The 14,040-nt window shown below is 30.5% G+C and carries 11 protein-coding genes; 4 read left to right on the plus strand and 7 right to left on the minus strand.

Annotation, left to right across the window (positions count from 1 at the left end; translation table 11 throughout):
* Positions 1 to 15: 15 nt before the first annotated feature.
* On the plus strand, positions 16 to 642 hold the full coding sequence (locus CF386_RS10015) for a thiol:disulfide interchange protein DsbA/DsbL (RefSeq protein WP_089074295.1): 627 nt from the start codon (positions 16 to 18) through the stop codon (positions 640 to 642).
* Positions 643 to 934: 292 nt separating this feature from the next.
* On the opposite strand, the gene CF386_RS10020 is transcribed toward CF386_RS10015, so the two are convergent.
* Both CF386_RS10020 and CF386_RS10025 read right to left on the minus strand, forming a co-directional pair.
* Positions 935 to 1,297, minus strand: coding sequence for a DUF4156 domain-containing protein (locus CF386_RS10020; RefSeq protein WP_225971763.1), 363 nt, complete (start codon positions 1,295 to 1,297; stop codon positions 935 to 937).
* 833 nt (positions 1,298 to 2,130) lie between these two features.
* Entirely contained in the window at positions 2,131 to 2,403 is a 273-nt protein-coding gene (locus tag CF386_RS10025; protein ID WP_089074296.1) for a hypothetical protein, read from the minus strand.
* A gap of 225 nt (positions 2,404 to 2,628) precedes the next feature.
* Between CF386_RS10025 and CF386_RS10030 the strand changes: the two genes are divergently transcribed.
* From CF386_RS10030 to orn, 3 genes are all read left to right on the plus strand, one after another.
* Entirely contained in the window at positions 2,629 to 3,294 is a 666-nt protein-coding gene (locus CF386_RS10030; protein WP_089074297.1) for an outer membrane protein, read from the plus strand.
* Positions 3,295 to 3,463: 169 nt separating this feature from the next.
* Positions 3,464 to 4,807: a hypothetical protein gene (locus tag CF386_RS10035; RefSeq protein ID WP_089074298.1), complete on the plus strand. Its 1,344-nt coding sequence runs from the start codon at positions 3,464 to 3,466 to the stop codon at positions 4,805 to 4,807.
* Between the two features lie 4 nt (positions 4,808 to 4,811).
* On the plus strand, positions 4,812 to 5,357 hold the full coding sequence (gene orn, locus CF386_RS10040) for an oligoribonuclease (RefSeq protein WP_089074299.1): 546 nt from the start codon (positions 4,812 to 4,814) through the stop codon (positions 5,355 to 5,357).
* 87 nt (positions 5,358 to 5,444) lie between these two features.
* On the opposite strand, the gene CF386_RS10045 is transcribed toward orn, so the two are convergent.
* From CF386_RS10045 to CF386_RS10065, 5 genes are all read right to left on the minus strand, one after another.
* Positions 5,445 to 6,734 (minus strand): hypothetical protein, encoded by a 1,290-nt coding sequence (locus CF386_RS10045; RefSeq protein ID WP_089074300.1) that lies wholly within the window; start codon positions 6,732 to 6,734, stop codon positions 5,445 to 5,447.
* On the minus strand, positions 6,734 to 7,924 hold the full coding sequence (locus CF386_RS10050; RefSeq protein WP_089074301.1) for a hypothetical protein: 1,191 nt from the start codon (positions 7,922 to 7,924) through the stop codon (positions 6,734 to 6,736). Before CF386_RS10050 ends, CF386_RS10045 begins: the two co-directional genes overlap by 1 nt.
* A gap of 70 nt (positions 7,925 to 7,994) precedes the next feature.
* Positions 7,995 to 10,997 (minus strand): DEAD/DEAH box helicase, encoded by a 3,003-nt coding sequence (locus tag CF386_RS10055; protein ID WP_089074302.1) that lies wholly within the window; start codon positions 10,995 to 10,997, stop codon positions 7,995 to 7,997.
* A gap of 5 nt (positions 10,998 to 11,002) precedes the next feature.
* Positions 11,003 to 11,839, minus strand: coding sequence for a protein kinase domain-containing protein (locus CF386_RS10060; RefSeq protein ID WP_089074303.1), 837 nt, complete (start codon positions 11,837 to 11,839; stop codon positions 11,003 to 11,005).
* On the minus strand, positions 11,830 to 13,878 hold the full coding sequence (locus CF386_RS10065) for a protein kinase family protein (RefSeq protein WP_089074304.1): 2,049 nt from the start codon (positions 13,876 to 13,878) through the stop codon (positions 11,830 to 11,832). Before CF386_RS10065 ends, CF386_RS10060 begins: the two co-directional genes overlap by 10 nt.
* Positions 13,879 to 14,040: the final 162 nt, after the last annotated feature.

The following is a 14,040-nucleotide window of genomic DNA, read 5'->3' on the forward strand; positions in this document are numbered from 1 at the left end:
CATGGAGAATGTGAAATGAAAAAACTGGTAGCTTTCAAGTTTTCTTTAATTTTATTGTCAATACTATTTCCTGCTTTATTATATGCTAGTGAAAGCAAGTTTCCTGAAGGTAAATACTACAGCGTCATTAAGACAATGCAACAAACAAAAAAACCTACAGTAACGGAATTTTTTTCTTATTATTGTTCTCATTGCTTTAAATTTGAAAATTACTTTAACTACCTCAAAACTGTAACTCCGAAAAATACTCAATTTAAAAAAATTTATTTCGTCGGTATTGGCGGAGATAAAACAGATTTATTACAAAAATCATATCTTTCATCGGTTTTGTTAGGTGTTAGTGATAAAGTTTCCGCCAGGTTGTTTAATTTAGTACAAAATCAAAAAAAACCGCCTAGAAATCAAAGTGAAATGATCAAAGTATTTGAAAATATAGGTATTTCAAAGGAGAATTTTTTGCAAGCATATAATTCATTTAGTGTAGAAACCTTAGCCCATCAAGATGATAAAATAATTGAAAAATCAAAAGTCAATGCTGTTCCAAAGCTTCTTATTAACAATAAATATTTAATCAGTACAAAATTTATAAAAACTAAGAAACAATATACAGAGCTTATAAACTACCTACTGACAAAAAACTGATATTTAATAAAGATAACCAAAAATAAAGCCGGATCTCTCCGGCTAAATACATGTTTTACATAATTTTTATATACTCAAATAATATGTACATTTTTTAAAAATATAAATTACAGAAAACATATTAACATACCACTATTCTCAAGTAACAAGAGATTGTTTCTGTTAATATTAATTTGGTAAGTACTGGAATAATTCATATCAATACATTTACATTTTCTGTATCAAAAATTCAGCTTAATAAAGATATTAAGATTATTAAACAAATCCATAAAAAGCCTTTAACTCTATATTTTTACTTATTTTTACAAAAAAATGCATTTCCAACTTGAGAGACGCTCGTTTGATTACTTGTTTGTTGTCCATTACTATCCGATGCAGCTCTATTTGTGATCAATTGGACATAATTAGCTCCAAGTGCAGCTGCATTATTTTTAAGATCATTCATTGCGCCTATCTCTAAGTTTTTATTTGATGTATATTCTCCTGTAAATGAATTTCCCTGATCCCCTGAAACGGAACCCAAGTATTTACAATCTTTATCTGGTTTTTCAGGAGTTACAATAACGTTTTTAGCATTGGGATTTAACTTAATTGCTGCACACCCTGAAATGAATGACACTATTAAAGTTAAAAAGATAATTTTTTTAATAAACATAAAGTTCCTTTTTGATCTAAAAATTTATAATTTTAAAAGTTTTTACTTTTAAATCTATTTGATACTTTATCGTATTTATTTTTTAAAAAAAGTCTTTAGAGTTATCTAGTAAGCTTACGTTAAGTATTGCACAGCAAATAATATTGAATAATTGCAAATTAGTTATTAAATGAGATATTCAAATTTCATGAGGTGAGAGTATCATAAGAGATTTTCCCCTTCCTTTATTGATTAAATATTTATTTTCGTGTTCTTTATTTGTAACCAATAATATTTTCACATCACTTTAAACTATAGAGATAACTACAATATAGATAAGAATAGGATAAACTAATTCTACTCATCTAAAATCTAAAATCTAAAATCTAAAATCTAAAATCTAAAATCAGAAATCAGAAATCAGAAATCAGAAATCAGAAATCAGAAATCATATTATCCTTTCTCCACTATAGAGGAAATAAAAACAAGGTGATTTTAAAATTAGGAAGTTTTCGTCTCATACTGAATAATTTAATTATTTGATATCTGTTTCAATTGGTAGTAATCATAAAGTACTATACTTATTTTTGAAAAAAATTGCTGCTATGACGCAGCAAATTTAATTTGATAATTAAACCTAGTGATCAAAGATTCGACTCTGTACTCAAAATTACCGAATATTTTTAACGACCATGGGACAATTAGGATGCGAATTAGTCAAGCATATCGCACTTGCTCTCTTGTGAGCATCGGATAAACTTTGAGCAAAAACATCAACCTGATGGCTCTTTTTTCCTTGTTGAACATCAACACTATACTTTTGAATCATAAAGCCTCCTTACTACTATACCATACTAACTAAAATGCCATTTAACAAAAAACGCAACCAAAGCAAAAATTAAAAACACAATAACAACTTTACTTAATGCTTTATATTTTGAAGATTTTAACATATCCGAACTTACAACCTTGTAGCCAATCGCTGCAACGAGTAAAACCCAAACTAATAAAGAATAATTTAAAATCACTTCAACCAAATGATTATGAGTCATAACCAAAGTGACAATTAAACCAACAAATAAGACAGGGAAAATGTATAGAGACAGAGTTTTTAAACTTTTATTCATAATTTTTCCTTCAATAATAATCCTTACCGTTATAGTAACTAAAATCGTGTTACAACAAATAAGAATACTTAGAATCTTTGAATTATCTCTAATAATTTTATGGTTTTAACAACTCATTAACAAATTACAAGTTTGTGTCAGTATTTATATAACCACCTTTTTTTTATATTTTTTTTTGTTATGATTCTCCGCGAATTCACAAAAATAATAATCAAGGATAAATAAATGAAAAAAATTAGCTTAGGTCTTTTAATTGCATCTGCTCTAGTTTCAAGCTCTGCTTTTGCTTTTGAAGCAGGTCCTTACATGGGTGTTGAGGCAGGTTATGGATGGACGTCTAAAGGGAATGCAAGTGCATCTACAAAACAGCTAGAGATTTGGAAAAAAGACAACAGAGATAGTGCATCTGCTGTTGGTGGAGTGCATTTAGGTTACCTGTTCCCCGTAACTGACTTTTTAGCAATTGGTCCTGAACTAGGGTGGACAAGCTTTTTTGAAGACAGCAAATCAGGTACTTTTTCAAATTCTGTTGGTGGTAAAACTGTTTCTTGGAATAATCGTATTGATTATTATTCGGCTTTATTAGTTGCTCGAGTCGCTTTAACTGATTCTCTTAGTGTTTATGGTAAAGCAGGTGCTGCATATGTTCAAAACAGATTAGAGCAAACTGGAACTACGCCTGATGCAAATTATAGTTCATACAATGCACATCAATGGAGACCAGAAGCAGCTGTTGGTGTTGGTTTTGGCCTAACGGATAGTTTAACAATGAATGTTCAGTATACCCATGTATTTGGAAAAGATGGAAATGAAGTATATTGGAACCAAGATCAAGATAATAACGTATTAAGAACAGATACGCTTACTCTAGGTTTAGATTACGCATTCTAAGCAAAAAAATTGCTGAGTCCTTCTCAGCAATTTTTCATATCCCTATCAAATCAATCAAACTACATTTATATTTTTTTCAAATTCTAATTTATTCGTTAATTACTATTTTTTTTTGTGAATCTGCTTAAATTAAGATTATAATCATAATAATTAATTTCAAGGAGTTAACATGAATCAATTGGATATGAGTAATCAAAGTTTTAAGGTCAACTATACAACCTTTCTGAGAGTTATTTTAGGAGTCATCTTATTTTCAGAGCTCGTTGTTTTATACACAAATCATTTTTTTTCATTATCGGGTTTTCAGAACTCAATCTCGAATCTTATCGATGCAAATGCTTGGCAAATTTTTAAGTGTTTGAATACTGTCATTCTTGATATGTCATGGTTTGCAGTGTACATATGTCCAGTTTTTTTATTAATGACTTCAATTGCTCTGCTTATTGGTATCTATCCAAGATTAACTAGTACAGTTTCTTTATTAATTTTTTTAATATATTTTTTAAGTCATACCGGATACCAAGGATTATGGGCATTTACTTATCTCATGCCACTTTTATTAAATGTCATTTTATTTATTAATTACATGAGTCATAAACAAAAAAAACAAATTATTTTACCAGATTTTTATTTTATTCATCCAATCCCCTTTCTAATTATTATTGTATCTTTAGGACTATCAGTTTTTGTTGCAATTTTTTTAAGTAAAAATAGTTTATCACCATTTATTGCTGCTCTTATTTCTGCAATTGTTCCTTCAATTATTCTTTTAATTAAATATTTAATCTTTTTCAACAAAACCTCCTGGGATTTTAATGATTTGCATCTTGAACAAAAAGCCAAAGACTTTTCTTTAATCCTGGTAGGTCTAATGTTATGCTTCCAAGTCCATGAGAATGATTTGCTCAACTGGTTTACCCCTGATGGTTTCTCAAAACTGATTACCTCATTTCAAAATCAATCATCTTTACCCCAAGCTATTTTAATAAACTTAGACTTCTTTAAAGAAAATAGTGTTTTGTTTAGCTCTGCTCAAAGTGTCATTGAAAATTTTATTGCACTTTGTTTAGTGGCTCTACTATTTAGACCCATTATTTCAATAGCTGCTACCCTACTATGCTTAGCACTTACAATCATTGAATTTGGTGCAGCTGCAGGATATCAAGTCTCAAATCCAAATGATTACACTTGGGCATATGAATTGTTTCTGACAACCTTTATTCTTTTTGTCTTATCCTTTTATGAAATTAAACGTAGCTTAAATGTTAAATGCATTATTAACAAACTATGTGGTGGTCCTGTACTAGAGTCTAAAAGCTGGCTTCCGAGAATCATTTTAACTTTAATAACGACTGTAATTTTTACAATTGTTATTTATTTGACGCATAATGTTCCTAATTCATTACCTGAATTAACAATTCGATCAGGCTTAACCATATTTTTATATTTAATAATTTTTAATTTATTCGATCTTGCAAAAGTAATATTGCTCAATAGACAAAAAGGAATTTAACCCAATGAAACATAATTTAATATGGATCGATTTGGAAATGACAGGACTGAATCCTGAAACAGATCATATCATTGAAATCGCTACATTAGTAACAGATTCGGAGCTGAATATTTTAGCAACAGGCCCTGAACTCATAATACATCAACCCAAGTCGGTCATGGACCAAATGAATGATTGGTGTATCCAACATCATGGTGCATCTGGCTTAACACAAAAAGTATTATCAAGTAAAATATCCTTAAGAGAAGCAGAGGAACAAACTGTAAATTTCCTTAAAAAGTGGGTCGAACCAAATACCTCTCCAATATGTGGTAATAGTGTTAGTCAAGATAGACGTTTTTTATACAAATATATGCCAAATCTAGAATCGTATTTCCATTATAGAACCATTGATGTCAGTACTGTCAAAGAGTTAGGAAGAAGATGGTATGATAATTTTTATCAAAAATCTCCCAATAAAAAAAATAATCATCGTGCTATGGATGATATAATAGAATCTCTTGAAGAGCTAAAGTTTTACAAAAATAACTTGTTTAAGTCTAATTTATAAATGACAGATGTCCACAAAATACTAATGATGAGAAGCGTTATAATGCTCTGATTCAATTTATTATCACTACAGATTTAATTCAAAAACTTATGATTTTTCTAACTTTCGATCTTTACGAAAACGTTTGAATAGTGGAAAAATCATTACAAGTATAGTAATAAAAGTTATTAATCCAGAAATGATCAAAAAATGAGGAGATGTAATCTGCTCATAATTAAGAGCCATAATTGTTGCGATGGAACTTGCTGGAACCAATAAGGCAGCCACAATAGACACAAATAATAGTACCATGTATGTGGACTCTTCTTTTTCTTGTTTCCAAAGAGAATAGTTATATTCAAGTTCAATGAATGTTTTATTTTCAATTTCGGATAAATCGGCTTGTTGACAAAAATACTGATATAATTTGTCTGCAAAAGGATACGTAGAAATATGAACTATTTTGTAATATCTTCTATATAAGGAGATACGCTCATGTAAACTACCTCTTTGCTTGTTGCTACATGACATCATTTCATCTTTGAATCGATTCAATGAAGTTCTTTGGCTAATAACCGAAACAAATAAATCCAAGTAAAATTGATGTTTAGATAAATTCCAGTTCAGTGATGACTCGTTCTGAGCTTGATCGATAAAAACTAATCGATTCAAATTCAATTGACATCTCCAATCTGCCCAGTAATCAAACTGATTATCAGTTAATCTTTCTCTCTCTTTTACAGAGAGTTTATATCTTTGATCTTGGTTAATAATACCTGCACTCAACTCACTTACACAAATCGTATTACCAGTATTAAAACCATTAATTTGTTTTATCCATGTACAATTAACTAACTCGTGACCAAAAGTATCTTCTTCATAAAGTCTATTTTGATTCAATCGAAAACCTAAGACTGTAGATATGTGTTTCTTTAAATTTTGTCGTTTTCCTTCTTTATCAGTCCACTGGCTCACATTGTGTTTTTCAGTCCTCGGCTCCCACTGAAACACAGTCCGATTTATTTTTGAAATTTCCGTTGCTGTGTAAATCGAGGGGGAATCAAAATGAATATATAATATGTATATTTCTCCAAGAGCTAGTAACTCTAATTGATTAATATTAATTATTTTTTCATCATATTCATTATTAAACGACTGAACAAAAGAAAATAATGGTTTCGAATTATGACCTAGTTTAGTTACAAATCTACCTGATTCAATTGGTCTAAACAAATCGGCACAAGATCTTGTATAGAAACGTCTTCTTTCCTTAATTTCCTCATCCTTTAAATCATGTGCCCAATGTTGCCAAAGGTCACCACTAACAATTTTTTTAAATTCTTTTTTTGAACAAAAAAGAGGTATCAATCCCCAGCCTTTCCAATTAAATTCCGCCATTAATTTTCCTTCAATTCCATTTGAGATAAATCTTTAATTATCTTCGATAACGAATATTTCTCCGCAACTTTTATTAACTGTTCAATTTCTTTTTTAGATAAAGATTCACGCTTCTCTATATATTGGCGCAATTTAAAAGCGTCATCTTTCAAACTTTTTTCTGTAAGAAAATATCTAACTGTTAAACCGGATAAACTTGAAAATTTACCCCATGCTCTAAGACCTATCGGTTTTGCAGGTATCTCATCGGTACCGCACATTAAGATTCCTTTATGTCCTGATTCAATTCCTTTAGATAACCAATCTTTATTTGCTCTGATTATTTTGATTATAGGTAAGCCAAATTCATCCAGCACAATATTTCCTTTGCCAAAAGTTAATTTAGATTTTTTTTCCTGATCAAGATTAAACTCTTCTAGTTTTTTTACAATATCAGAATCTTTGAATGAATCAATTGTTGGTAAAGCTTTGTGCAGTTCATACTCAACACAATTTTTACCAAAAGCAATAATCGCTCTTTCCGGATGACTTATACCAGCTAAAAAAATTCTAGTTTGAAGATAACCTGAAGAATATTCTAAAATATTTCCAAACTCCATTGTTTCATCTGTTAGGTTAAAATCATATTTACATTTAATAAGTGATAAATCTAAACCTTTTAAATTCACAATATTTGATTCTTCTAAAATATGATTTTCTCTAATTTTTCTTTTAAATTCGTCTTCTCGTATATTTTCTATCGGTGTAAAAGATAAGTTATAAGCATCTCTTGGTAATAACCTTTCCGATACAGCACAATATAAAAAAGCTCGTTGGACTATTTTAATAGGAATTCCATATCTAAGAGTTTCTTCTCCAAGCTCAGTTAGAAAGTGTTTACTATCAATAATTTCTACAAACGATTTTGCAACCATGTCACTGACATGCCTTATCACTAATTTTTCAGCAAGAGCCGTTAATACAACGATTGACTTAATTGAGCTAATTCCTTGTTCGATTAACCTTAAAATCATTAAATCAATGTGACTGAATGCCTCTTTACTGCGCTCTTTTATCATCACTTTAATATTCAAGGTTGGAAGCAAATTATCACGCACATAAAACAATGTTTCTCCCGGCTGCAGTTGAGAATTCAAAACCTCAGTGTAACTTTTAAAAACATTATTATAGGATCTATTTTTTTTAGTCATACGAATATACAAACCTTATAATCGTCAAATATAAATCTAATGGTTATCAGTTTTTAGTAAACACAGCTTTCTATCTTGACACTTTAAGCTCATTAAGAAACTTCGAAGCTCTTAACAAAGAACCTTTCTGATAACAAAATGACTTCAATAGTACCATTGCTTTTTTAAACTCCACATCAAGTGCACGAAGCCTATCTGCACCCTGAGTTAAAGTGTGAGAATCACCGATCATTATCAACTGTTTCTTTGCACGCGTTTGTGCCACATTTAAACGTCTCCAATCAGATAAAAAACCAACTTTACCCTGTCGATTAGATCGAGTAAAAGTAAAAATAATAAGATCTTTTTCTTGTCCCTGAAAACTATCCACCGATGCAACTAATTCATTGAGTGGTAGCACTATCTCTAACAGTTTTCCTTGTTTTTGTTCTTTACGAATAGCTTTTTTTATAGCCTTCACATGATTAGCGTATGGTACAATAATCCCAATTTCTCTATTATTTATTAATTCTGGCTTTTCTTTCATAGACAACTTTAGAATCTCAATAATAAGTTTCGTTTCATTGCAATTATCTTGGACAACTAATCTGCCATCTAATAAGATTGTTTTTTCATGTTTTTTTTGAAGCCTTGCAGTATCAATCCAAACCATAGGTTGTGGACAAAACGATAATAATGCTTTCTTTTTAGACATGCCTGCACCAGCAAAGTACTTTTCGTTATAAAACGCTTTGGAGACATAGTCACTTATCATGGAGGGACATCTAAATTGTGTATCCAGCATTATCTTTCTATCTTCGGGTGTTTTTTTCCAAAGTTCTTCAAACCAACTTGAGCGATATAAATTAACAAAATCTCCTGATCCCTTGCTTTTAATTTCATCTATTACTTCTTCGCTAAAAATTGGAGGAAGTTGCTTGTGATCACCAACAAGAATCGCTTTGTTTGACCTAGATAACGGAACTATTAAATTATGTAGTTGTATTTGTCCAGATTCATCAACGATAACAACATCAAAATCTAGTTCTCTAAATAATGACTTTGTATTAATACCTATACAGGTAGCACCAACAACATTTACTTTTTCTATCAGTATCTTATACAGTGCTTGTTGACGCTCAGATTTTACTTTTTCAAACCACTCTTTAAGGTTTGTATAAATATTAAAAACCTTATCAAAGAGTTTATCTATTGCTTGAATATCTTCTCTTGTTTTTATATGGTTAAAACTATCAGGCAAAATAATTTCGTCAACTAATGAAGAAATTTTTATAAAATATCTATCAATTGTTTCTTTTTTGGTTTTGATGAAATTATGATTTTTTGTAAACTTGTTTTCTGTATCTTTGACAGCCTCTTCATGTTGAATTCTATTTTTTTCTAGCCCATCCAAATCAACATTTAGTTTAATTATTCTCCTTTTGATGAAGTTTATTTTTCTATTATTCAACCAATGCCCCAATAGTTTAAAAAAGGGCCACTTTTTTTGTTTGATTTTATTAATTTTTTCAAGAAAATTATCCAACATATTATTTTTTATTAGAATGTTTCTTTTTACAATTGTTAACATTTTCTTAGATTCATTTAATGAATTAATATTATTAATTATGTCACTTTGAGTTTCCTCTATAGCCTTTAAACTTTCTATAATTTCATTTCTATTCATCAACAAAGATTTTAAGTAATCCAACTGTTGTTTTAGAGCTTTTAATGTTTTATCGCTTGAACTAAATAACTGTTTCTGCAACTTTACAGCTTTGTTATCCAGTGTAATATTTTCGAGACATGAACTAATCTTATTTTCATTTCCAATACGAATACATTCAAAATCACTCTCTTCTGACAGGCGTTCCAATACGTTATCAACCGCCTTATTATTTTGAGAGGTAACAAGTATGCGTTTTCCCTGTGCTACAAAATATTTAACCCACTGAAGAATAACGGTTGTTTTACCTGTACCTGGGGGACCAAGAACTAATGCGTAATCTTTGCTACTTATCCCGATCTCAATTGCTTTTTGTTGAGAGTCTGTTCTTGGAAATTTGCTGATTGGTATGTTTAAACGTTGAGGTTTTAAAGGGGAATGAGCATAGACTTCTGCTGCTAATTCAAGTAACCATGGATTTTTGGTTGTTTGAGTTTCAAGTGAATCAACCACATCTTTTCTGACATTTTGAAGTGTAGGTAAAGCTGCTAAATTTAAAAAAGATTGTTTTGGTATTTTTGAAGATTTTTCTTGTTTTTCAATGCTCACATAGATTATGGGTCTGTTTTCAATAGGATTTAGATCAGATATTTCCATATAAACTTCGGTTGAAACACGCATGTTATCAAGTATTTCAAGTAAAGATGGTTGTAATTCTGTAAGGCGTAGATAATCATCTTCATCAAAAGTGATTTCATAATGAAGACGGTAAGTTGTTTTTTTCTTTCTTGCAGTTATAGATGAAGCAAAAAAAGGCATACTTTGCTTAGCAGCTAAACTTTCAAGCTCGTATTCTGAATCTATAAAATCCCTCAGAGCTTGTAAAACTTCAATTTCCTTTTCTGATAATGATTTTTCAGTTATATCATCATCTTTTATCTTTTCACCTTCAATATTCCATGGAGAATTAATTAGTTCAAGAAGATCCGTTACGTATTTACCCGAACTATACCTTAAATCATTACTTTCTAAATGAAAACCAAACTCACGACCACTAAAAAATTTGATCCCCTCTAATTCCAAAATCATTCCATGTTGAAGCATGCGTTGACGATCTAGATTATTTTCATAGTAAATACGGCTTAACCATAAACGTGGTTTATTATTACTTTTTGCTACATTAAGAGTTATTTTGTACTTACCTACCAATAAAGTAATGATAACTGTATCATTTGGTTTGAAGGAGTATAGCCATACTTTTTTAACAGATTGAATTTGTTGAGCAACTAATTCTTGTGACTCTCCATTGCTCGGCCAATTTATGTCCAAATAGTTTTTTTCTAATTTATAAAGTAAAGCTAATGTATACGGATAACTTGCAATTTTTTCTTTTGGCCAAAAAGGTACAGTCTGTTCATGTTTAAGCATAATGATTACCTTCTTCTATTTAATTCCCTTGAAACTTCTTTTAAGATATTTACAATTGAAGAAACGTTGTTAATTCTTTTTCTAACATCAAATGCTAACCCCTTCACTAAAGTATTTGTTAATTTTTGATACACATTTTGCTTTATAAATTTTGGTAATTTGATATTCATTTCATCCCAATTTGAACAGTCAAAATTAAGGTTAAGTTCAATAGGTGCTCCAGTTAATAAATAATGTATTATCTGAGTAAAGGAAAAGACATCAGTAGAATGAGTAAGGCTGACATATCTAACAAATTCTTGTTCTGGAGAACGATAATGAGCGGTGCCCTCTTCCATATGACGTTTTTGATTTGACAAACCAAAATCGATAAAACTAACATCTCTTACGTTTTTGTTTTGATCGCAGTGAATGATGATATTTTCTGGCTTCAAATCCCTATGGATAACTGCATAACGATAAAGTTCAACTATTTTGCATCCAATCTTCTCAGCTATTTTAATTCGATTAGCAAAATCACGACGGTTAGATGGATTTGAATGAATATACTCGTTTAATGGAATGCCATCAATCCAGTCTAATAATAAAAAATGTTTACTTTCTTCTTGCCAATATTGATGGCATTTAGCTGTAATTCCGAATGGTAAACGATTTAAAGCAATAATCTCATTCTTTATAATTTTTATTTCTTTAAATTCGTTAATTTCAATTTCTTTTAGGCCATAATACAAACCAAGTTGAGGGAGCTTAACTCTATAAAATGCTCGTTTCGTTTCGTTACACTTATAAATTATTTTTTCTTTTGAGTAATGTTGTGCATTAACACTTGTTGTCATCTCCATGTCTTTAACACCTCTATCAGTTGGGTTATATTTGGACGATATTTAGGCGTAACATGAAGAACTTCTTGCCAAAATTTATCATTTTGAACAGGTACTTTAATCTTTTGGCACAGGTTTTTCCAAAACACGGTACTTCGTCCTTGAATTACTAATTCCTTGATTGATTTCTCAAATGGTAATTCTCCACTTAGAGAATAAAATATGATTAAACCAAGACTGTAAATATCGGCAGCAAATGTCAAAGATTGCCCTGGTTCGTTAACCTCTGGAGCTTGGTACTTTTGTTCAAAAGTTCTTCGGGCATTAATCGGTAATGTTGCAAGTATTTCTTGCTGACAAAGCTCAAAATTTATTAATACAGGTGAAGTATCTTCTCGTAAACGAATATTTGATAAATTAATAGAACGATGAATTATTAATGGCTCACCTACAGATTGGATTTGATTTAATGTTTCTGCTAAATGAATGAGTACCTCAATTATTTTGTGCCTGGGTGGTTTCGTCTTTAACCATTGACCTAAAGAAGTATTGGGAGCCTTCTCAACAAAAACATACAACTTATCGTCGTCAATCTCTTTATCTTGATAACGTTGAACTCCATCAACTCGACTCAACCTTTTTAAAACTAGTGCTTCTCTTCCCATACTTTGTAATTCACTTTGACGCTGAAGAGAACTTAATTGGTCTAAATTAAAACATTTTGCCCATAACTGGTCATTAAATAAATGAGCCTCAAATACAGTAAAGTATTCAGTTGATTCAGATTTAATTGGATCTAACTTGACCTTGTAGTCTCCCAAAATAATTTCTTCATACTTTCTGGATAGTTGCAAATTACTTAAAGCTTTTACCAGTTTATTAATGTCTAAATGTGTAAGTCTTTTTTTCAACTTTTTTCCAAATCTTGCTCTACAAAATTTAAGAAGTAACTCTCCCAATTGTTCGGTTTTTGTTACCAAAACCTCACCTGCATGATAAAATGGAACTGGTAATTCTTTCCCTTTCAACACACATCCAACATTAGCAAAATGTGATGTAAAAATAACCATGCCACTTTTTTTTAATTCAGGAGATAAATCTTTTAATTGTGTTAAATCTCCAAATCTTCTTAATGCTTCTCGAAGTTTGGTGGCTGGGTTAGATAAATAACTTATTCCAAATTCATTTTCTACAATTAAGCTTTTCCGTTTATTTGTTTCCATATCTAGGGTGATCTTGCCATTATGATCTTTTAGTTCTAGTGGAATGACACCAAATGGGTAAACTAATAAACCATCAAACAATCGAGAAGAATTTTCACTTAAGATAGGGGGACAAGAAACAATGTGAAATCCGTCAAACACTGAGTATTTAAACAGCTCAGTTGCAATTTCTGCTAAACCACGACGTTCATGCAAGCGATCTTCTTGTTGACCAATAAATGGATTATATGGCCAACTTTGGCTTACAAAAGATTGTGAGCTTTCCATTGGGAAAACAAGAGCAGACCAATCTTGATCGCATACTGCAGGTAAGAGGTTTTGATACAATGTTCCATTATTTAAGGTTTCTGAATTCAACGACAAAGAACTCATAGAACCACTGTTTAAGCCATCACTTGCAACAATATATTTAGTTAATGCTTTGTTCTTCAACACCTTATGTTTAATTTCAGGTGGGTAGTCACTACCTACTACAGATAAGGGGTGAATTTCATTCCCAATATCTTTGAACTGCTTAACATTTTTTTCAACACAATAAATTCGAATATTTCCAACAATATGCAGTTCAAATCCAGAGTCTACACAAGTTATAATACCCAGTGTTGCTTGAACACCATTTTTTTTGAACAAATTGTGCAGGTTAAAAATAACACTTTCAATATTAAAAGGTTCATGAGTTTGGTTCATGGTAAGCCAGTTTTTCAACAAATCAAGACCAATCCGGGTATTTGAACCAGAAACTATATCTGCAATTATAGCTTGGCTTCCTGACTGATGTATCCATGAATAATCTCCTACGTTATCTTTGCCAGAAACATTTTTAAAGTACAATTCCATTTTCGTTCAGTCACCATATTGTGAATTAAATTTGTCTAAAGACTTGTAAATATATTTATGCTTTTGTATGAGTTAACGTATTTAGCTATTTCTAAAATTTCCAAAACAACATAAAGTTAAATCCAAGGGATATGACTTTCTTTCCTATCATGTTAACTAAAC

The sequence above is a fragment of the Paraphotobacterium marinum genome, from assembly GCF_002216855.1.
GTDB classification, from domain to species: Bacteria; Pseudomonadota; Gammaproteobacteria; order Enterobacterales; family Vibrionaceae; genus Paraphotobacterium; species Paraphotobacterium marinum.